General features: G+C 57.1%; 18 protein-coding genes. 12 read left to right on the forward strand and 6 right to left on the reverse strand.

The features are described from left to right. The first annotated feature begins 131 nt into the window (after positions 1 to 131). From PPTH39_RS12160 to PPTH39_RS12190, 7 genes are read left to right on the forward strand one after another with little or no spacing between them, the layout of a single operon-like run. A complete protein-coding gene (locus tag PPTH39_RS12160) occupies positions 132 to 1,754 on the forward strand; it encodes a methyl-accepting chemotaxis protein (RefSeq protein ID WP_095001265.1) in 1,623 nt (540 codons plus the stop codon). Next, positions 1,754 to 2,269, forward strand: coding sequence for a chemotaxis protein CheW (locus PPTH39_RS12165; RefSeq protein ID WP_095020557.1), 516 nt, complete (start codon positions 1,754 to 1,756; stop codon positions 2,267 to 2,269). The genes PPTH39_RS12160 and PPTH39_RS12165 overlap by 1 nt, the downstream gene beginning before the upstream one ends. Continuing rightward, positions 2,266 to 3,540 carry a CheR family methyltransferase gene (locus tag PPTH39_RS12170; protein WP_130872008.1) on the forward strand — a complete coding sequence of 425 codons (1,275 nt, stop codon included), beginning with the start codon at positions 2,266 to 2,268 and terminating at the stop codon, positions 3,538 to 3,540. Before PPTH39_RS12165 ends, PPTH39_RS12170 begins: the two co-directional genes overlap by 4 nt. Then, a complete protein-coding gene (locus tag PPTH39_RS12175) occupies positions 3,537 to 4,223 on the forward strand; it encodes a chemotaxis protein CheW (RefSeq protein ID WP_095001268.1) in 687 nt (228 codons plus the stop codon). The genes PPTH39_RS12170 and PPTH39_RS12175 overlap by 4 nt, the downstream gene beginning before the upstream one ends. Continuing rightward, positions 4,220 to 6,529, forward strand: coding sequence for a hybrid sensor histidine kinase/response regulator (locus tag PPTH39_RS12180; protein WP_095018190.1), 2,310 nt, complete (start codon positions 4,220 to 4,222; stop codon positions 6,527 to 6,529). Before PPTH39_RS12175 ends, PPTH39_RS12180 begins: the two co-directional genes overlap by 4 nt. Next, positions 6,526 to 7,536, forward strand: coding sequence for a chemotaxis response regulator protein-glutamate methylesterase (gene cheB / locus PPTH39_RS12185; RefSeq protein ID WP_095001270.1), 1,011 nt, complete (start codon positions 6,526 to 6,528; stop codon positions 7,534 to 7,536). The genes PPTH39_RS12180 and cheB overlap by 4 nt, the downstream gene beginning before the upstream one ends. Positions 7,537 to 7,588: 52 nt before the next feature. Then, positions 7,589 to 8,590 (forward strand): diguanylate cyclase, encoded by a 1,002-nt coding sequence (locus PPTH39_RS12190; protein WP_095001271.1) that lies wholly within the window; start codon positions 7,589 to 7,591, stop codon positions 8,588 to 8,590. A gap of 144 nt (positions 8,591 to 8,734) precedes the next feature. Here PPTH39_RS12190 and PPTH39_RS12195 read toward each other — a convergent pair whose 3' ends face one another. From PPTH39_RS12195 to PPTH39_RS12220, 6 genes are read right to left on the reverse strand one after another with little or no spacing between them, the layout of a single operon-like run. After that, positions 8,735 to 9,361 carry a riboflavin synthase subunit alpha gene (locus PPTH39_RS12195; RefSeq protein WP_095018188.1) on the reverse strand — a complete coding sequence of 209 codons (627 nt, stop codon included), beginning with the start codon at positions 9,359 to 9,361 and terminating at the stop codon, positions 8,735 to 8,737. After that, entirely contained in the window at positions 9,361 to 10,149 is a 789-nt protein-coding gene (locus tag PPTH39_RS12200; protein ID WP_165446516.1) for a class I SAM-dependent methyltransferase, read from the reverse strand. Before PPTH39_RS12200 ends, PPTH39_RS12195 begins: the two co-directional genes overlap by 1 nt. A 16-nt stretch (positions 10,150 to 10,165) precedes the next feature. Further along, positions 10,166 to 11,038 (reverse strand): beta-keto acid cleavage family enzyme, encoded by an 873-nt coding sequence (locus PPTH39_RS12205; protein ID WP_095001395.1) that lies wholly within the window; start codon positions 11,036 to 11,038, stop codon positions 10,166 to 10,168. 5 nt (positions 11,039 to 11,043) lie between these two features. Continuing rightward, a complete protein-coding gene (gene ribA / locus PPTH39_RS12210) occupies positions 11,044 to 11,688 on the reverse strand; it encodes a GTP cyclohydrolase II RibA (protein ID WP_232527636.1) in 645 nt (214 codons plus the stop codon). A gap of 14 nt (positions 11,689 to 11,702) precedes the next feature. Beyond that, positions 11,703 to 13,100 carry an MFS transporter gene (locus tag PPTH39_RS12215; protein WP_130872009.1) on the reverse strand — a complete coding sequence of 466 codons (1,398 nt, stop codon included), beginning with the start codon at positions 13,098 to 13,100 and terminating at the stop codon, positions 11,703 to 11,705. Continuing rightward, positions 13,097 to 14,545, reverse strand: coding sequence for a gamma-glutamyltransferase (locus PPTH39_RS12220; RefSeq protein ID WP_165446517.1), 1,449 nt, complete (start codon positions 14,543 to 14,545; stop codon positions 13,097 to 13,099). The genes PPTH39_RS12215 and PPTH39_RS12220 overlap by 4 nt, the downstream gene beginning before the upstream one ends. Positions 14,546 to 14,967: 422 nt before the next feature. Between PPTH39_RS12220 and prfB the strand changes: the two genes are divergently transcribed. From prfB to PPTH39_RS12245, 5 genes are all read left to right on the forward strand, one after another. After that, a protein-coding gene (gene prfB / locus PPTH39_RS12225) for a peptide chain release factor 2 (RefSeq protein WP_130872011.1) occupies positions 14,968 to 16,063 on the forward strand; the annotation gives its coding sequence in 2 pieces (ribosomal slippage) (positions 14,968 to 15,039 and positions 15,041 to 16,063; 1,095 coding nt in all). A 112-nt stretch (positions 16,064 to 16,175) separates the two neighbouring features. Continuing rightward, the gene (gene lysS, locus PPTH39_RS12230) at positions 16,176 to 17,678 is read left to right on the forward strand and encodes a lysine--tRNA ligase (protein WP_130872012.1); all 1,503 of its coding nucleotides are present in this window, start codon (positions 16,176 to 16,178) and stop codon (positions 17,676 to 17,678) included. A gap of 170 nt (positions 17,679 to 17,848) precedes the next feature. Then, entirely contained in the window at positions 17,849 to 18,553 is a 705-nt protein-coding gene (locus PPTH39_RS12235; RefSeq protein ID WP_130872013.1) for a TetR/AcrR family transcriptional regulator, read from the forward strand. A gap of 12 nt (positions 18,554 to 18,565) precedes the next feature. Next, positions 18,566 to 19,114, forward strand: a complete 549-nt coding sequence (locus tag PPTH39_RS12240; RefSeq protein ID WP_130872014.1) for a hypothetical protein — start codon at positions 18,566 to 18,568, stop codon at positions 19,112 to 19,114. Positions 19,115 to 19,139: 25 nt separating this feature from the next. Beyond that, positions 19,140 to 20,417, forward strand: a complete 1,278-nt coding sequence (locus PPTH39_RS12245; RefSeq protein ID WP_095001280.1) for a flavohemoglobin expression-modulating QEGLA motif protein — start codon at positions 19,140 to 19,142, stop codon at positions 20,415 to 20,417. Positions 20,418 to 20,529 lie beyond the last annotated feature (112 nt).

Below are 20,529 nucleotides of genomic sequence, written 5' to 3' on the forward strand. Positions count from 1 at the left end.
CCCCACAGGTTTGAAGTTTTGCATGTAGGAATTTTTGTCTATTGCTGTGAGATCTGTCTCAACGCCTGTACGAATCATTGCTTACCCTCGGCTATACTCACCTTCATTTGAATGGCACCCGAGGATCGACTGTGAAGAACTGGACGTTACGCCAACGCATCTTGGCGAGCTTTGCTGTAATCATCGCCATTATGCTGCTGATGGTTGTTGCGTCTTACTCGCGCCTGCTGTCGATCGAAACCAGTGAAGAAAAGGTGCAAACCGACTCGATTCCCGGGGTCTATTACAGTTCGATGATTCGTAGCGCCTGGGTCGACAGCTATGTCCTGACCCTGGAGCTGGTGGGCTCGCTTAATCAGCGTGACCTGACCAACGAAGACCGCAAGTTGTACGCCAGCTACGAAGACCGCTTGAACAAAGAACTGGATAACTATCGCGGCACTATTTTTGAAGGTGAAGACAGGGCCCACTTCGACGACTTCGAGCGTCTGCATGGAGAGTACGGCGTGGTGTTGGCGAAAATTCTTGATCTCTATCAGAACAAGGATTACGCCCAGGCCCACAAGGTGCTTAGTGAGCAACTGGCTCCAGCCTGGATGGAAGGCCGCAAGTTGCTCAACAGCATCATTGAAGGCAACAGCGAGTCGGCCAAGCTCGCCACTGACAATATTGGTCACGCCGTATTGACTGCCAAGATCAGCATGATCATTTCCCTGGTTATTGCCGTACTTGCAGCAGCGCTGTGTGGCTTCCTGTTGCTGCGCGCAATCATGTCGCCGATGCAGCGTATCGTCACGATTCTGGAAGTGATGCGTTCCGGTGACCTGAGCTCGCGCTTGAATCTGGAGCGCAAGGACGAGTTTGGCGCGGTGGAAACCGGCTTCAACGACATGATGGCCGAGCTGACTACGTTGGTGTCCCAGGCCCAGCGCTCTTCGGTGCAGGTCACTACGTCGGTTACGGAAATTGCCGCTACCTCCAAGCAACAACAGGCCACAGCCACTGAAACCGCAGCCACCACTACGGAAATAGGTGCAACTTCCCGGGAAATTGCCGCCACGTCCCGTGATCTGGTGCGCACCATGACCGAAGTGACCTCGGCAGCCGACCAGGCCTCGATCCTGGCCGGTTCCGGGCAGCAGGGCCTGGCCCGCATGGAAGAAACCATGCACTCGGTGATGGGGGCTGCCGATCTGGTCAACGCCAAGCTGGCGATCCTCAACGAGAAGGCCGGTAACATCAACCAGGTGGTGGTGACCATCGTCAAGGTCGCCGACCAGACCAATTTGCTGTCGCTTAACGCGGCCATTGAAGCTGAAAAAGCCGGTGAATACGGCCGCGGTTTTGCTGTGGTTGCTACCGAAGTGCGCCGTTTGGCCGACCAGACTGCCGTGGCTACCTACGATATCGAGCAGATGGTGCGCGAGATTCAGTCGGCAGTGTCGGCGGGCGTGATGGGCATGGACAAGTTCTCTGAAGAAGTACGCCGCGGCATGTCCGAAGTGCAGCAAGTGGGCGAGCAGCTGTCGCAGATCATCCATCAGGTTCAGGCCCTGGCGCCGCGTGTACTGATGGTCAATGAAGGCATGCAGGCTCAAGCTACGGGCGCCGAGCAGATCAACCTTGCGCTGGTGCAATTGGGTGATGCCAGCAGCCAGACCGTTGAGTCCCTGCGTCAGGCCAGCTTCGCGATCGACGAATTGAGTCAGGTTGCCGTTGGGTTGCGCAGCGGCGTTTCGCGTTTCAAAGTCTGATGAGCGAGCTTTCAGCCAAAAAACCGGGCGCCAAGGTGTCGCAAAAACGCCTGTTTCTGGTGTTTTATATTGGTAACGAGCGCTATGCACTGGCCGCTGGCGATGTGGTCGAAGTGTTGCCGCGCTTGCCACTCAAGCCCATAGCCCATGCCCCCGAGTGGGTAGCGGGGGTTTTTGCTCATCGTGATCGAATGGTTCCGGTGATCGATATCAGTGCCATGACCTTTGGCACCGCCGCCGTAGCCCGCACCAGCACCCGGCTGGTGCTGGTCAATTATCGCGGGCAATTGCTCGGCCTGCTGCTTGAACAGGCCAGTGACACCTTGCGCTGCGATCCGGCGGAGTTTCAGCCCTACGGTGTCGATAACCGCGATGCGCCTTACCTGGGACCGGTGCGTAAAGATGAGGCCGGGCTGTTGCAGTGGTTAAGTGTCGACGATCTGCTCAGCCCTGCGGTGTCTGCTCTGCTTTTTGCCCAGGGCGAAGATGACACCTGCGTCCAGGTGGCGCCATGAGTCTTGATCAGCGTTTTTTTGACTATTTGAAGCAGCGCATCGGCCTGGATGTGGCATCGGTCGGCCCGGCGATTATCGAACGTGCCGTACGCCAGCGCTGCATTGCATTGGGCATGGCTGATAACGATCGCTACTGGCAGCGCCTGCTCAGTTCCCAGGATGAACAGCAAGCCCTGATCGAATCGGTGATCGTGCCCGAGACCTGGTTCTTCCGTTACCCCGAATCCTTTGCCACCCTGGGCCGCCTGGCCAGGCAGCGCCTGGCGGAAATCGGCAGCCGACGCCCGTTGCGTATCCTGAGTCTGCCGTGTTCGACCGGCGAAGAGCCGTATTCGATTGCCATGGCACTGTTCGATGCCGGCTTTGCTGCACACCAATTCAAGGTCGACGCCCTGGATGTCAGTCCGCTTTCGGTGCAGCGTGCGCAAAACGCGCTGTATGGCAAAAACTCCTTTCGAGGCCAGCCAACAGATTTTCGTGAGCGCTACTTCTGTGTCGAGAGCGATGGTTATCAGTTGTCGGAGCGGGTCTGCGGGCAGGTCAGCTTCACCGCAGGCAATCTGCTGGATCCGATACTGCTCGCCAGCCACGAGCCTTATGACTTTGTGTTCTGCCGCAACCTGTTGATCTACTTTGATCTTAAAACCCAGCAGCAGGCCCTGGATGTGCTCAAGCGCCTGACCCGTGATGATGGTGTTTTATTTATAGGTCCGGCCGAAGGCAGCTTGCTCAACCGGCTGGGCATGCGTTCGATCGGTGCTCCGCAGTCATTTGCCTTTTGCCACAATCATGAGCCATTGCCGGCAGCTCGCCCTGTGCTTGCCGAACTCAAGCCACTGACGCGACCAAAAGCGCCAGCGCCTGTGCCGACACCGGTCAGCCGGCCTTTTGCCCCGCGCGTGCAAGCCCCGGTCGGGCAAAAATCGGCTTCGCCAGTGGATGGGCCGGGTCTGTTGCTTGAACAGATTGCCAGCCTGGCCAATGAAGGCAAAAGCCTTGAGGCGCGTGCGGTCTGCGAACAGTTCTTGCAGCGGCATGACCCGCAGGCCGAGGTGTTTTACTGGTTGGGCCTGCTCAGCGATGTGCAGGGCCAGACCTCAGAGGCCCAGGGCTTCTATCGCAAGGCGCTGTACCTGGAACCCCAGCATTCGGAAGCGCTGGCCCATCTGGCAGCGCTGTTGGCTTCACAAGGCGATGAAGCAGGCGCCCGGCGCTTGCACGAGCGCGCAGCCCGTAACGGGCGTTCCACTCAAAGTGAGCGTAAACAATGAGCGCTTTAGCAGCACAGAGCTTGATTCACTCCGAAGCGCAGGCCATTGATGACTGCTGGAACCGCATTGGCATCTACGGTGACAAAAGCTGCCCGTTGCTGCCCCAGCATATCCATTGCCGCAACTGCGACACGTATGCTGCTGCCGCGACCCGTTTGCTCGACCGCTATTCATTTGAGCAGCAAAGCCAGGAGCTTTATGCCCCGCAGGCCCATGAGCAAAAGGTTGCAACCTGCTCACTGGTGATTTTCCGCCTGAGTGAGGAGTGGCTGGGGCTGCCCACGCGTTGCCTGGATGAAGTGGCACCGATGCAAACCATTCACTCCCTGCCGCACCAGCGTTCCCGGGCCTTGCGCGGTGTGGCCAATGTGCGCGGTACTCTGGTGCCGTGCCTGTCGCTGGTTGAACTGCTGGGGCTTGACCCAGCCACGCCGGGAGCCTCATCGCAGCGGGTGATGCCGCGCATGCTGATTGTGGCCGCCCACGGTGGAGCCGTGGTGCTGCCGGTGGATGAGGTGGATGGCATTCATAATATTGCCGAGGGCGACATCAATGCTGCATCGCTCTCCGGCGAGCATGTCAGCGCCAAATACACCCGGGGTGTGCTGCAGTGGAAAACCCGCAGCCTGCGTTTACTGGATGAAGAGCAACTGTTGAGCGCAATCACCCGGAGCCTGACATGACCCCCGAGCAAATGCGCGACGCCTCGCTGCTTGAGCTGTTCAGCCTGGAGGCCGAGGCGCAAACCCAGGTGCTCAACGAAGGCCTGCTGGCGCTGGAACGCAACCCGACCCAGGCTGACCAGCTGGAAGCCTGCATGCGCGCGGCCCACTCGCTCAAGGGCGCAGCCCGGATTGTCGGGGTGGATGCCGGGGTCAGCGTGTCCCATGTCATGGAAGACTGCCTGGTCAGTGCCCAGGAAGGCCGTTTGTACCTGCAACGCGAACACATTGATGCCTTGTTGCAAGGTACCGACCTGCTGATGCGCATTGCCACCCCCGGCAACACTGTCACGCCTCACGACATCGACGCCTATGTGGCGCACATGAATGAGCTGCTGGATCCGTCTGCCCCCGGTGCGCGGGTGGCGCCGCCCGAATTTGACGTGTCGCAGCTGTTGTTGATGCCCTCGCCAGCAGTACCCGAATTTGCGCCAGAACCTGTGGTTGAGCGTCAGGTCGAGGTGCCAGCCGAGCCGGCAGCGGAGCCAGCACGTCGCCCCCAGCGTCTGACCGAAAGCGGCGAGCGGGTACTGCGGGTCACGGCCCAGCGCCTTAACAGCCTGCTCGATCTGTCGAGCAAATCCCTGGTGGAAACCCAGCGCCTCAAGCCCTTTCTGGTGACATTGCAACGGCTTAAACGCATGCAAAGCACCAACTTGCGGGCCATGGACACGCTCAATGAACACCTCAAGGTCTCGGGCATCAGCCATGAAGCCGAGCAGGCACTGGTCGATGCCCGGCAGATGCTGGCCGAGTCCCAGCACCTGCTCAGCGAGCAGACCGCCGAACTTGACGAATTTTGCTGGCAGGCTGGCCAGCGTGCGCAATTGCTCTACGACACTGCACTGGCGTGTCGCATGCGGCCCTTCGCCGATGTGCTGGTCGGGCAGGAGCGCATGGTGCGTGATTTGGGTCGCGCCCTGGGCAAGCAGATCCGCCTGGAAATCGAAGGCGAGAAAACCCAGGTTGACCGCGACGTGCTGGAAAAGCTCGAAGCACCCTTGATCCATTTATTGCGCAATGCCGTCGACCACGGTATTGAAACCCCGGAACAGCGCTTGCTGGCGGGTAAACCGGCCGAAGGCCTGATCCGCCTGCGCATCTCCCATCAGGCCGGTCTGCTGGTGCTGGAGTTGAGCGATGACGGTGCCGGTGTCGATCTGGACCGTTTGCGTCGCACCATCGTCGAGCGTCAGTTGTCCACCGAGGAGACGGTGGCGCAACTGAGCGAAGAAGAGCTGCTGACCTTTCTGTTTTTACCCGGTTTCAGTCTGCGCGACACCGTCACCGAAGTATCGGGGCGCGGTGTGGGGCTGGATGCCGTACAGCATATGGTGCGCCTGTTGCGCGGTGCCATTGTGCTGGAGCACACCCCCCAGCATGGCAGCCGCTTCCATCTTGAAGTGCCGTTGACTCTGTCGGTGGTGCGCAGCCTGGTGGTTGAAGTGGCCGACGAAGCCTATGCCTTCCCGCTGGCCCATATCGAGCGCATGCGCGACCTGGAGCCCGACGACATCGTGCAGCTCGAAGGCCGTCAGCACTTCTGGCATGAAGGCCGCCATGTGGGGCTGGTTGCCGCCAGCCAATTGTTGCAGCGCCCTGCCAGCCAGAGCGATGACGAAACCCTCAAGGTGGTGGTGATTCGCGAACGCGACGCGGTCTATGGCGTGGCCGTTGAGCGCTTTATCGGCGAGCGCACCCTGGTGGTCCTGCCCCTTGATCCGCGTCTGGGCAAGGTCCAGGACATTTCCGCCGGGGCCTTGCTGGATGATGGTTCACCGGTGCTGATCGTAGATGTCGAAGACATGCTGCGTTCGGTAGACAAACTGCTTAATACCGGGCGTCTTGAGCGTATCGACCGGCGTAACCGGCACACCGCCGAATTGACCCGCAAACGTATTCTGGTGGTGGATGACTCATTGACGGTGCGCGAACTGCAACGCAAGTTGCTGATTAACCGTGGTTATGAAGTGGCTGTGGCGGTTGACGGCATGGACGGCTGGAACGCGCTGCGTGCCGAACATTTCGATTTGTTGATTACCGACATCGATATGCCGCGCATGGATGGCATCGAACTGGTTACCCTGTTGCGTCGCGATAACCGATTGCAATCAATGCCGGTGATGGTGGTGTCGTACAAAGATCGTGAAGAAGACCGTCGGCGCGGCCTGGATGCAGGCGCCGACTATTATCTAGCCAAAGCGAGTTTCCATGACGATGCCCTGCTCGACGCAGTGGTTGAACTCATTGGTGGAGCCCAGACATGAGAATCGCCATCGTCAACGATATGCCCCTGGCGGTTGAGGCCTTGCGCCGGGCGCTGGCGTTCGAACCCGCGCACCATGTGATCTGGGTTGCCGGTGATGGTCAGGAGGCGGTGCGCCTGTGCGCCGAGAACACCCCGGACCTGATTCTGATGGACTTGATCATGCCGGTCATGGACGGCGTCGAGGCCACGCGCCGGATCATGGCTGAAAGCCCTTGTGCGATTGTGATTGTCACCATCGACCGCGAGCAGAATGTGCACCGTGTTTTTGAGGCCATGGGCTTTGGTGCGCTGGATGTGGTGGATACCCCCGTGCTGGGCGGCAGCAACCCCAGAGAGGCGGCGGCGCCTTTGCTGCGCAAGATACTCAATGTTGGCTGGTTGATGGGGCAGAGTGAGAAACGGGTCAAGCCGGTAGTGACCCATGCTCGTGTACCGGGTGTGCGGGCAGGGCTGGTGGCCATCGGTTCGTCGGCAGGTGGTCCGGCTGCACTTGAAACCCTGCTTAAAGGTCTGCCGAGAAACTTTGAGGCAGCTATCGTACTGGTTCAGCACGTTGATCAGGTGTTTGCTGCAGGTATGGCCGAGTGGCTGAGCACTTCGTGCGGACTTGATGTGCGCCTGGCCCGCGACGGGGAGACGCCGCAGGTGGGCACCGTGCTGCTGGCGGGCACCAATCACCATATCAGGCTATTGAAAAATGGCACGCTGGCTTACACCGCCGAGCCGGTCAATGAGATTTATCGGCCATCGATCGATGTTTTTTTTGAAAGTGTTGCCCGCTACTGGAATGGTGAAGCGGTGGGAGTGCTGTTGACCGGCATGGGGCGTGACGGGGCTCAAGGTCTTAAACTCATGCGCCAGCAGGGGTTTCTCACCATTGCCCAGGATCAGCAGAGCAGCTCGGTGTACGGAATGCCCAAAGCGGCAGCGGCCATCGATGCCGCAGTCGAGATTCGCCCATTGGACAAGATTGCGCCACGCTTGCTGGAGAAATTTGCCAAATGACTGGTAGAACCCGGCAAGAGTGGCTTGAAGGCAGTAATTCAGGTGAACGCGCATGAGCGACTTGCAGTTGGACGACGTTAAAACTGATGAAAACGCGGCCATGGTGTTGCTGGTAGACGATCAGGCAATGATCGGCGAAGCCGTGCGCCGAGGGTTGGCCCTTGAACAGAACATTGATTTTCACTTCTGTGCCGACCCGCACCAGGCCATTGCCCAGGCTATCCGCATCAAGCCGACGGTGATTTTGCAGGATCTGGTGATGCCGGGCCTGGACGGCTTGAGCCTGGTGCGCGAATACCGCAACCACCCGGCGACGCAAAATATCCCGATTATCGTGTTGTCCACCAAAGAGGACCCGTTGATCAAAAGCGCGGCGTTCTCGGCCGGGGCCAATGATTACCTGGTGAAGCTGCCGGACAACATCGAACTGGTGGCGCGTATCCGCTATCACTCGCGCTCCTACATGACGCTGTTGCAGCGTGATGCTGCCTACCGTGCGCTACGGGTCAGCCAACAGCAATTGCTGGACACCAATCTGGTGCTGCAACGGCTGATGAACTCCGATGGCCTGACCGGGCTGTCCAACCGCCGCCACTTTGATGAATACCTTGAGCTGGAATGGCGTCGCGCCATGCGTGAGCAGAACCAATTGTCGTTGTTGATGATCGATGTTGATTACTTCAAATCATACAACGACTCATTTGGCCATCTGGACGGCGATGAAGCGTTGCGCAAGGTGGCGGCGGGCATCCGTGATGCCAGCAGCCGGCCATCTGACTTGCCGGCCCGTTATGGCGGTGAGGAATTTGCCATTGTACTGCCCAACACTTCCCAGGGCGGCGCGCGGCTGGTGGCAGAAAAACTGCGCATGGCGGTTGAAGCGATGAAAATCCCGCATATTTCGCCGACAGCAGGCTCCAGCCTGACCATCAGTATTGGCCTGTCGACCATGACCCCGCAGCAGGGTAGCAACTGCCGTGAGCTGATTTCGGCGGCGGACAAGGGGCTTTACCTGGCCAAGAAGAATGGGCGTAATCAGGTGGGTATTGAGTGATTGCTCTCAAGACCTTGTCGCTTGCATCGCAGGCAAGCCAGCTTCCACAGGTTTTGTGTCGTTCACACAGCCGGAGTGCTTACAGCACTGTCGTGGGAGCGAGCCTGCGCGCGATGGCATCAACGGTGACTGCTTTGCCGCACGCTACAGGTTTCCCGGGAGCAGGCGGGCCAGGGTAGTCCTAAGGGTATCCACCAGGGTGCGGGTGGTCTGGTCGATTTCGATATTGACCCGGTCGCCCACCCGCAAGCTGCTCAAATTGGTCAGGGCGAGTGTTTGCGCAATCAGGTTGACCGTCACCCAGTGCCGCTCTTCATCCAGGCTATCGATGGTGAGGCTGCAGCCATGCATACCGACAAAACCCTTTTTGAACAGGTAGGCAAAGGTCGACGCATCCAGCTGGAGTTGCGCAGTCACCGTTTCGCCCAGTGGCTGCCACGACACGACCTGCGCGGTACTTTCAACATGGCCGTACAGTGCGTGCCCGCCATTCTCATCGCCAGTTCGATGTGAGCGTTCAATATTGACCTGCTCATCGATACTCAAGTGTTTGAGTGTCGTGATTTCGGCCGTTCGGTGAGAAATATCAAACGTCGCGGTGCCTGCAGAGTAGGCAACGACGGTCAGGCAGGTGCCGTTGACCGACACGCTGGCACCGATATCAACGTTTTCGAATAGAGAGGCTTTCTGGGCCAGGACGATACGTTTGTGCCCAGCCTGCGTGTGCACCGACAGCACCCGGGCAGTGCCTTGAACAATTCCGGTATACATCAGGCAGCCCTCCTTTTAAGCAGCATCAAGCCAGTGGAATACGCGGTTTTGTATTCTGCGGCGCAATAGTGCTCATAGAGTTTTTGATAGTAAGCGGCGATTGCCAGGTCGCGGACGCTTTCTTCGAACTGGCCATAGACCACGGAGCCGCTACCCAGGTGCCAATCCCTGAAATCTTCAAACGTCTTGAAGTGCACGGGTTCCTCGATACGGTGCGAGCGAATGATCTCGAAACCGTGAAGTGCCGTGACAAGGGAGTGCCTGTTGAACCTGAAATCATCGAATACCACGGGCTCGGCAATACAGGGGTATTGCTGGCGGATAGCGGTCAGCACCCGCTCCTGGATTGATCGCTCACCTTGTACATAATCGAAGTCGAACGCACAGGATAAATATAAGTAACCGCCCGGTTTCAAAGCCCTGAATAATTTATCGATAACGGTTTGTTCGTTGGGAATAAACCAATGCAGGCAGGCGGCACAGACGGCTGCGTCAAACGCTGGCCAGTGTTCGAGGGAACAGTCCAGGAAGTCGCTGACCATAAATCTGATATTGGGTGCTGCATGAGCGCGGTTGGCGTACGCAATCATGTCAGCGGAAATATCAATGCCCACGTACTGCTCAATCTTTTCTTTGTCCGTGAAGAGCAGGGTATTACCGGTTCCGCACCCGACATCCAGCAATGTGCCTTGGGGGGGCGCGAACGACAGCAATAGTTTCAAACAGCGTCTCTGCAGGTTTTTGGAGGTGCGTTGATAATTTTCGGGAGTAAACCAGACATTCTCCATTTTCTGTTTCCTCGTATCAGTCAACGATAGGGGGCAAGCCATAGCGACCTTGTCCAGGTTGCAGTCCTAGTTGTTCCCTGACCTGCCTGGGGGTGGCGGGTGTCAACTCCTGCAGGTTGGCAATGGCGGTGATGCGCTCGAGCAGGCTGCGATTACTCGCCAGGGTGGTGCGTTTATGGTCGAGCCAGATATTGTCTTCAAGGCCGATGCGGATGCCGTGACCAGAGGCGAGAGCCAGGGTATTGCTGCGCAGTTGATAGCTGCCCAGCCCGGCGAAAGAACTGACGACATTGCCCGGCAGTGAGCTGGTAATGGCTGCCATATGCGCAAAACTGGGCTGTGCGCCAAAAATATTGCCCAGCAAAATATTGGCGTAGACAGTGGGCGGCATTAACGATTTTTTGATCAGGCAATGCAGGTAGTTCGACATGCCGCTATCAAATATCTCAACCTCGGGCGAGATGCCTTTTAGCGCCATTTGTTCGGCGAGGTAGTTGATTGTCGCCGGGGCATTAATGCTGGGCTGCGTGGAAAAGTTCATGGACGACAAGGTCAATGAACCCATATCGGGTTTTGCGTCACCGTCCAATGACAGGGGCAGCGCTCTGAGAGTTGGATCGGAAATGTTTCGACCACTGAGTGAGGCGCATAAAATCAGTTGTTTATTATATTTTCTGATGCCTTCGAAGAGAGTGGCAAATGTGTTGAGGTCGCAGGTCGGTTCGCCGGTTTTTTGATCCCTGGCGTGCAGGTGCGCAATGGACGCACCCAGTTCGGCGGCCATCAATACATCGTCGATAATTTCTGAGGTGCTGATGGGTGTGTGGGGGTTCATCTGCTTTGTCGGTAGCATGCCTGTAGGTGAAAAATTCAGAATGTAAGTGCTCATTGCGATCACCATTTTTTGTTTTTCAAGTTGATCGTATGGTGTTTTTTATTGATTTTGCTGCGCAGGTAGTCCTCGTTTTCGACGGTCAGGAAAACCCCGGAGGGCAGGGTGGTATTGATGGTGATATCGCAATTTTCCAGGGCCAGGATTTTTGCCGGGTTGTTGGTAATCAGGTCGATGTGATGAATATGCAGGGCCTTGAGCATGGCCCCCGCACTTTCAAACTCTCTCAAGTCATCGGCGTACCCGAGCATCTCGTTGGCAGTGAAGGTATCAATGCCCTGGTTTTGCAGCAGGTAGGCATCGAACTTGGAGTACAGGCCAATACCGCGCCCTTCCTGACGCAGATAGATCAATACGCCACCCCCTCGCGCGGCTATTTGCGACAGGGCTTCTTTGAGCTGGGCGCCGCAATCGCAACGCTTTGAGCCGAATACATCGCCTGTCAGGCACTCGGAATGAACCCGGGTGAGTACGGGAGTGGTTTGACAGTCACCAATCAATAGCGCGAAGTGTTCTTTATCGACACCTTCAAAGGACACAAATCGGGTGAGTTGAGGAACGCCCTCTATCGGAATTTCAACGGTGGTTTTCAACGTCAATGCTTTCATCTTCAGCTCCTTGCGTAACACCACATGAGTACGGGACATACCCAGGTTTTCCGTTAATCGGACTTGAAGTGCATGGGGTCGATATGGCTCCTGTTTGAGTTGGGCAGGCGCAGTGCGCCCAGCACGGTAAGAAGTGACGCAAGCGTCACGGTGGACATGCCGATCGTGAAGAACGGCAGGTGTTCGGGAATAAAGAAGGCACTCAGAAGGGCAGGTACTGCCTGGCCGATCAGGGCGTTGTGTTGCATCACCGAACTGATCAGGATATTGGCGTGATGCATGCGGTGCTGTTGCACATTGCGCAGTGCGGTGGATGAGTAGCCGAGAAATTGAAATGAGCGTGCGCAACCGTGTAGAAAACACATCAACCACAGTGCCGGTAGTTGGCTGAGCAGTGGCGGGAAAAGAAACAGGCCCAACGTGACGGATGTCGTCAGTGCCGAATAGATGAAATAGCGTTTCAGGCAGCGGCAGCCCGTTAATAGCCGGACTGCCAGTGGTTTTGAAACAAGGTTGCCGGCGAAAATAAACAACAGGCAGTGGCCAATCGAAACGGGCGAATAATTCGAGTTTTTCATGAGGTGAATAATCAGCAGCGTTGGAAATGCATAAATGCTGATACGGAACAAACTGCCGGAGAAAATGTTGAACTTGAACGCCGGATCATTGAGCAAGGACAAATCAAACAATTGCGCCTTCGCGTGCTGGTGCAGCCTTGTGCACAGTCGTTTGCTGCCATAGAGCATTGCACCTGCGGCCAGAACGCTGCAGAAGAGCCAGTTATTCGAAGCCGCCATAAACATCATGAACAAGGCCGATGAGGACAGTGCCCATAGTGCGTAGGCATGTTTATCAAGCTGTAAACGCGGGGTTTCAGGGGCAGGCAGTGAGTACAGGGTGATGCGGCAGGCAATAATCAATCCTGCGGCAAAGAGTCCGATAGAGGCAAAAATCAGTCGCCAGTTGCCGATGTTTAACAGCAGGTTGGCCATATAGGGGGCAACCATCGGGGCGACGAGCGCAGGCGCAATCAGCCAGGCCATGGTTTTGGGAATGGCAATCTTCGGGGTGTTGGCCAGGATCAAGGCTCGTCCGGCAGGTACCACCAACGCACTGCCAAAGCCCTGGACAAGGCGGGCGATGCACAGCAGGTAAATATTCTGGCTGATGGCGCAGGCCAGGGAGGCGAGGCAAAAAATCGCCAGGCCGCACAGGAATTGTTGGGCAAGCGCGAAACGGTTGAACAAATGCCCGCTCAGGGGCAGGAACAAGACCAGGGCCAGTAGATAGGTGGCCAGTGACAGTGTCACGCCGCTGATGCTGGCGCCCAGGTCGTTGGCCATGGGGATGATGGCCATCAGCATGATGGTTGCATCCAGTACTTCCAGAAAGAAAGCACTGGCGACAGTCAGTATGGCTGCATGGCCTGAACCGCAACTGTGAGCCTTCATACCGCCAGCGCCACACCGCTGCCACGAGGGTCTGCAGCGGCGAACACCTGACCGGTCAGGGTGTTGATGCCAGCCAGCTGTACCACCCCGAATTTATCGGATAGCCCGTGAGTACAGGTAAATATCGGGTTCGTTTGTGCGGATTCGCTTAAATAGGTAATGCCGTTTGTCTTCGGGTGCCGGCCCAGATTGGCAAAGCGCGGGCTCGACAGGGCGGTTTGAACCGGGCATTGCTCAGCGATAATTTTGTAGATGACGTACGCCAGTGTCTGGGACTGCACAGGCCCCCCGGATGTACCAATGATAAATTCCAGGTGATCGGTGGTGACGCGCACGCAGTTGGTGGTGTGTTTGGCGGCTGTGTTGCCTTTGAAGGTCGAACCCAGATGGGGGCCATTGAATGAGAATGCCCGGTTGCTCAGGATAATGCCTGTGTCATCGATCTCGAACAGTGACCCCAGGGGGGTAAAGATGGAGTTGGTTATGCCGGTCAGGGTCCCGTCGGCCTCGGCACATGCCATAAAGATGGTGTGGGAGGGTTTGGACAATTGAGGCACAGGTTCGGGGTTGTCGAATTTGAGCTGTTGATAGATCAGGGCGGCCTGTTGGCTCAGGCTGTCATCGCTGTGCGTCTCTGAAGAAAGCGGCGATGCCACCCAGCTGTCGATCAGCCCGGCTGCCGTACAGAGCTGTGCCGGTGTGAGCAAGGCCGTGTCTTCGGCACTCCACTGGTAGACTTTCAAGAGCAGGAACAGCTCTTTCCATGGACTGTTACTGCCATGCGCCGTGACATTGGCGTGCATGAAGGTGGTTTTTTTTACTTCAGAGGGGTTAGGGGTAAAGTCGGAAAAATCTTCAGGTGTATACAAATGCGGGTCGCAGGTCGACAGCGCGTCAAATACCTGCGCCGCCAACTGCCCCCTGTACATGGATGCAAAACCTTCACGCGCCAAAGTGGCCAGGGTTTGACGGTAGAAGGGCGCTGGATCTTGCTGTTGAATAAAGTATTTGTTCCATTGTGAAAATCGTGTCTGTCTGAGTGAGTCTTTAGTGCTGTTATCAAACGCCTGAATCAAACTGCTGGACGCCACCACGCCATGTTTCAAGTCATTGTTGTGCAGGTGTTTAAATACGCCGTTCAAGTCGATGTCATGTAGGCGTGTATAACGATCATAAGCTGAAGGACAGCCATAGATCATGGTGCTGTAAATCCCTCTGCGAGGAATTGATACAAGGCCTTTATGCAAGTAGTTGTCGTGATGCTGGTGAAAACCTGTTCTGCCCGTTCCGTTGAAGATGGCCAGATTATGGGGGGTTGATTGCATGATAATTGCGTCGCCTCCCAGGCCGCATAAGTGCGGGAGGTTATACGTCAGTGACACGGCTGCACTTAATACGGCATGCGGGGTAGCCCCTGATGTTAGATAGGCCTGCATGGCCATCATCGAGGACTTGAAGTGGGGGGTCGCTATACCGAATGAGTGACCGTTCGCTAAGTTCGACATGGGGCTGCCATTTAATTATTGGTTGTTCGGATATGGCGTGTGGGTATCAGGTAATCAGGTGTTGTAAGTGTGTTGTAGGTATAGCGGTGCAGGTTTTTAAGTGCAATTATTTGGCGCGTAGTACTTTTCTCTCAAATTGGGTAACTATTCCTATGTAGTATTCAAACTTGTCGTACGGCTGAGATGGCCTCGTCTTTCAGATGTAATTCTGTGCCCAGAATTATGTGCGACGTATCGCTCATCGAAGAAGGCTTGCGACCTGTTGTCACTGGCCACATAACCCCGCCAGGCGGGCTGCTGATACGCTCGGTTTACGGTATACTCCCCGGCTTTGTAAAAATCGCCTGAGAGTGCCGCCAGCCATGGAAATCAACCCGATCCTTAACAGCATCAAGGACCTGTCAGAGCGCTCCGAAACCATTCGGGGGTATCTTTGACTACGATCAAAAGCATGAGCGTCTGACCGAAGTCAATCGCGAGCTTGAAGATCCGAGTGTCTGGAACAACCCTGCATACGCCCAGGAACTGGGGCGCGAGCGCTCCCTGCTGGCGCAGATCGTTGAAACCCTCGATGAGATGCACACAGGCCTGGCCGATGCCAAAGACCTGCTGTTGATGGCCGCCGAGGAAGAAGACCAGGGCGCCGTCGATGACGTGGCCGCTGAAGTTGAACGCCTGCGCGAAGCCCTTGAAAAACTCGAATTCCGCCGCATGTTCAGTGGTGAGATGGATGCCAACAACGCGTACCTGGACATCCAGGCTGGCTCCGGTGGCACCGAAGCGCAAGACTGGGCCAATATCCTGCTGCGGATGTATTTGCGTTGGGCCGACAAGCGCGGCTTCGATGCCACCATCATGGAACTGTCCGCCGGTGAAGTTGCCGGTATCAAGGGTGCAACCGTTCATATCAAAGGCGAATACGCATTTGGTTGGTTGCGCACCGAGATTGGCGTCCATCGTCTGGTACGCAAAAGCCCGTACGATTCGGGCAACCGTCGTCATACCTCGTTTTCGGCTGTATTCGTTTCGCCGGAAATCGATGACAACATCGAAATCGACATCAACCCCTCTGACCTGCGGATCGATACCTATCGCTCCTCCGGAGCGGGTGGTCAGCACGTAAACACCACTGACTCGGCCGTACGTATCACTCACGTGCCGACCAATACCGTGGTGAGCTGCCAGAACGAACGTTCCCAGCATGCGAACAAAGACACCGCGATGAAAATGCTGCGGGCGCGTCTTTACGAGCAGGAAATCCAGAAGCGCAATGCCGCTTCCCAGGCCCTGGAAGACACCAAGTCGGACATCGGCTGGGGTCATCAGATCCGCTCGTACGTTCTCGACGCCTCGCGGATCAAGGATTTGCGTACCAATATCGAGCGCAGCGACTGCGACAAGGTGCTCGACGGCGATATCGACGAATACCTGATAGCCAGCCTGAAACAAGGGCTGTAAGTCGGCAACAAAACGTGTGCGAAGCCAGTGCGATGCCCAGAGGGCGCGCCAAAGCCCGCTTCCCCCTGCCGCAAGGCGGGGGCAACAGAACTGTGATGGAATTTTTAAAGACATGAGCGACCAACAACTCGACCCGCAAGACCTGCAACAGGAAGAAAATGCCCTGATCGCCCTGCGCAAGGAAAAGCTTGCTGCCGTGCGTGCCAAGGGCAATGCCTTCCCGAATGACTTCCGCCGTGACAGCCTCTGCGCTGACCTGCAGAAGAAGTATGCGCAAGCGTCCAAGGAAGAGCTGGCCGAAGCCGCCATTCCGGTGAAGGTTGCCGGTCGCATCATGCTTAACCGTGGCTCGTTCATGGTGATCCAGGACATGACCGGTCGCATCCAGGTCTACGTCAACCGCAAGACCCTGCCGGAAGAAACCCTGGCCGAAGTAAAAACCTGGGACCTGGGCGACATCATTGCCGCTGAAGGCACCCTGGCCCGCTCCGGCAAAGGTGACCTGTACGTTGAAATGACCAGCGTGCGCCTGCTGACCAAATCCCTGCGTCCGCTGCCGGACAAGCACCACGGCCTGACCGACACCGAGCAGCGCTATCGCCAGCGTTACGTTGACTTGATCGTTAACGAAGACGTGCGTCACACCTTCCGTGTACGTTCGCAAGTGATTGCCCACATTCGCAGCTTCCTGATGGCACGCGACTTCCTGGAAGTCGAAACGCCGATGCTGCAAACCATCCCGGGTGGCGCTGCGGCCAAGCCGTTTGAAACCCACCACAATGCCCTGGACATGGACATGTACCTGCGCATCGCGCCGGAACTGTTCCTCAAGCGTCTGGTGGTGGGTGGTTTCGAGAAAGTGTTCGAGATCAACCGCAACTTCCGTAACGAAGGCGTGTCGACCCGTCACAACCCTGAATTCACCATGTTGGAGTTCTACCAGGCTTACGCCGACTACGAAGACAACATGGACCTGACCGAAGAGCTGTTCCGTGAACTGGCGCAGCTGGTTCTGGGCACTACAGACGTACCGTACGGCGACAAGGTGTTCCACTTTGGCGAACCGTTTGTGCGTCTGTCGGTATTCGACTCGATCCTCAAGTACAACCCCGAGCTGACCGCTGACGACCTCAACGACCTCGACAAGGCTCGCGCCATCGCCAAGAAAGCCGGCGCCAAGGTGCTGGGCTTCGAAGGTCTGGGCAAGCTGCAAGTGATGATTTTCGAAGAGTTGGTCGAGCACAAGCTGGAGCAACCGCACTTCATTACCCAGTACCCGTTCGAAGTGTCGCCGCTGGCCCGTCGCAACGACGAAAACCCGAACGTTACTGACCGTTTTGAGCTGTTCATCGGTGGCCGTGAAATCGCCAACGCCTACTCCGAGCTCAACGACGCAGAAGACCAGGCAGAGCGCTTCATGGCACAGGTAGCCGACAAGGACGCCGGTGACGACGAAGCCATGCACTACGATGCCGACTTCGTCCGCGCCCTGGAATACGGCATGCCGCCGACTGCCGGTGAAGGTATCGGTATCGACCGTCTGGTGATGTTGTTGACCAACTCACCGTCGATTCGCGACGTGATCCTGTTCCCGCATATGCGCCCGCAAGCGTAACGATGCAGAATAAGAAGCCGCCGTTAAAGGCGGCTTTTTATTGCCTGGCATGCAGCCAGCAGAATAATCAGGAGAGTTTGTGGGAGCGAGCCTGCTCGCTAAGGTGGCTTTCGCGAGCAGGCTCGCTCCCACAGTTTCGGTAACGCCGCTCAATTCAGAAGGAATCTGTGATGCCTCCTCAAGGCGCAGCAAATGTTGCGGTGGCGCTTGCCCAAAGTGTCGAATACCAGGGTCGCAAGGCCAGCCGGCATGGCAGCGAGCAGCGCCGCCAGTTGATTCTCGATGCTGCCATGCGCATCGTCATACGCGACGGCGTGCGGGGCGTGCGCCATCGGGCGGTGGCCGCCGAAGCGGGGGTGCCGTTGTCGGCAACCACGTATTACTTCAAGGATATCGATGACCTGATCAACGACACCTTCGCCCAGTATGTGGAGCGCAGTGCGGCCTTTATGGCCAAGCTGTGGCAGGGCACCGAAGGCAAGTTGCGGGAAATGATGGCCCAGGGCGATGGCAGCCACCGGGCGCGGGGGCTGCTGGCCGATGATATTGCACAGATGACCGCCGATTACCTTCAGCGCCAACTGCTCACCCGCCGCGACCAGTTGATGGCCGAGCAAGCTTTTCATCAGGCCGCATTGATCAACCCGCGGCTGGCGGTGCTGGTACGTGCCCATCAGCAGATTTTCCTGCAGGGTGCCGGGCAGATCTTCGAAGTGCTAGGCTCCACACAACCTCAGCAGGATGCCAAAGTCTTGACGGCGATTATCGGTCGGATGGAATATCAGGCCCTACTTGATGGCGCGCAGCCCGAGGCGGATGACGACCGTCTGGCTATTCTTACGCGTTACATGCACTTGGTGTTGGCCGCTCTATAGAAGGATGCAGGCATGAAAGTTTGGCGCGTGATGCTTATGGCATTGTCGTTTTTGATGTTGAACGGCTGTCTGGTGACCTTCAGCCGGGCCCCGATCGAGGCGCAGCCGGCACCCAAACAGCTGCTGGGCAAATGGATCAGCAAGGATGCCTGGGGCCAGGCACGCAATCTCGATATCAGTGCCATCGACAAAACACGCTACCAGGCCGTCGTTTACCCCAAGGGCGAACCCAAGGCCCGTGAGCGCTATGTCTTTATCGTCGCCCGCCACGGCAGCCGCTGGTATGCCTCGGCCGCGATACCGGCCAAACTGGGCGGCAACCATACCCTCAGCGGATTTGAGCTGACCGATAACGGCGAACTGGTGATCTACGATCTTGACCTGGATCAGATCAAGCAGGCCATTGGCCAGTCCGCGTTGAACGGTGAGCCGGTGGAAACCGCTGAAGGGACGGGTACCCTGATCAAAAGCCCGTCGGCTGAAGTCTTTGCCTATCTGGATGACCCGGCCAATTCCGACGTATTTGTCGAAGCGGCCCGCTATAAACGTGTGGCCAAATAACGCTGTTAACTGAAGGAAGCTGCCGGTGGACGACTACCAGCGCACGATACGCACCTTGTCTGACCGCATCGTGCTGGCACAGACACCGATCCGCGTGCTGGATGCGGTGAAGTGGGATGACAGCATCCGCCAGGGCTTTTTAAAGGCCAAAGGCAAGGCCATGCCTGCAGTTGATCGCGACTATTACCTGGGCCGGCCACTGGCTTTTGATTCAGCGGCGGTGAAGTCCGAGTTCCAGAACATCGAGCGGGATATCACCCGCCAGTTGGGGCAATTCAACCCGGTCGGGCAGATCATGCGGCGCATGTGCAAGGAATACCGCATGGTGGTGCGCATGCTCGAAGCCCGTGGCACCGAGGATTTCGGGCTTATTTCCCAGGAGCTGTATGGCGCAGCTTCCGATGCGTTTCATGCTGGCGATCCGACCCTGGCTGACCTGGGCCTGATGATGTCCGATTACCTGGACAACATCGACGGGCGCGGGGCGCTCAAGGACGAAGCCAAGATCCTGACCGCCAAGGATGCCGTGAATCTGCTGCAAAGCCGCCTGAACAAGGTGTTTGGCGAGGCTGAAGAAACCATCCGCGTGTTCGAGTCCGACGGTATCGTGGCAGATGCGGCGGCGGGTGCCGACTACATCAAGATCCGTACCGATGCGATGTTCAACGAACGCGACGTGCGCGCCCTCGAAGTCCACGAAGGGCTGGTGCATGTGGGCACCACGCTCAATGGCCTGAACCAGCCGATCTGCACCTTCCTGTCCAAGGGGCCGCCTTCTTCCACCGTGACCCAGGAAGGCCTGGCAATCCTGATGGAAATCATCACCTTTGCCTCCTACCCCAGTCGCCTGCGCAAACTGACCAACCGAACCCGCGCCATCCATATGGTGGAGGAGGGCGCAGATTTCATGCAGGTGTACGAGTTTTTCCGCGAGCAAGGCTTCGAGATGCCAGAAAGTTATGGCAACGCGAGTCGGGTTTTCCGTGGGTCGGTGCCAAATGGACTGCCATTCACCAAAGACTTGTCCTACCTCAAGGGCTTCATCATGGTTTACAACTACATTCAGCTGGCCGTACGTAAAGGCAAGCTGGAACAAGTGCCGCTGCTGTTCTGTGGCAAGACCACCCTGGAGGACATGCGAACCCTGCGTCAGTTGGTGGATGAAGGCCTGGTGGTAGCGCCCAAGTACCTGCCGGACCAGTTCCGCGACATGAACGCGCTCTCGGCCTGGATGTGCTTCAGCAACTTCCTCAACCATTTGAGCCTTGACCGTATCGAAGCGGATTACTCCAACATTTTGTGAACCCTGTGGGAGCGGGCTTGCTCGCGATACAGGCGCTGCGGCGTTTCAGTTGAACCGCGTCGATGCCATCGCGAGCAAGCCCGCTCCCACACTCACTCGTTCAGGCGAATCG

This window comes from Pseudomonas bubulae, from assembly GCF_900618535.1.
Classification (GTDB): domain Bacteria; phylum Pseudomonadota; class Gammaproteobacteria; order Pseudomonadales; family Pseudomonadaceae; genus Aquipseudomonas; species Aquipseudomonas bubulae.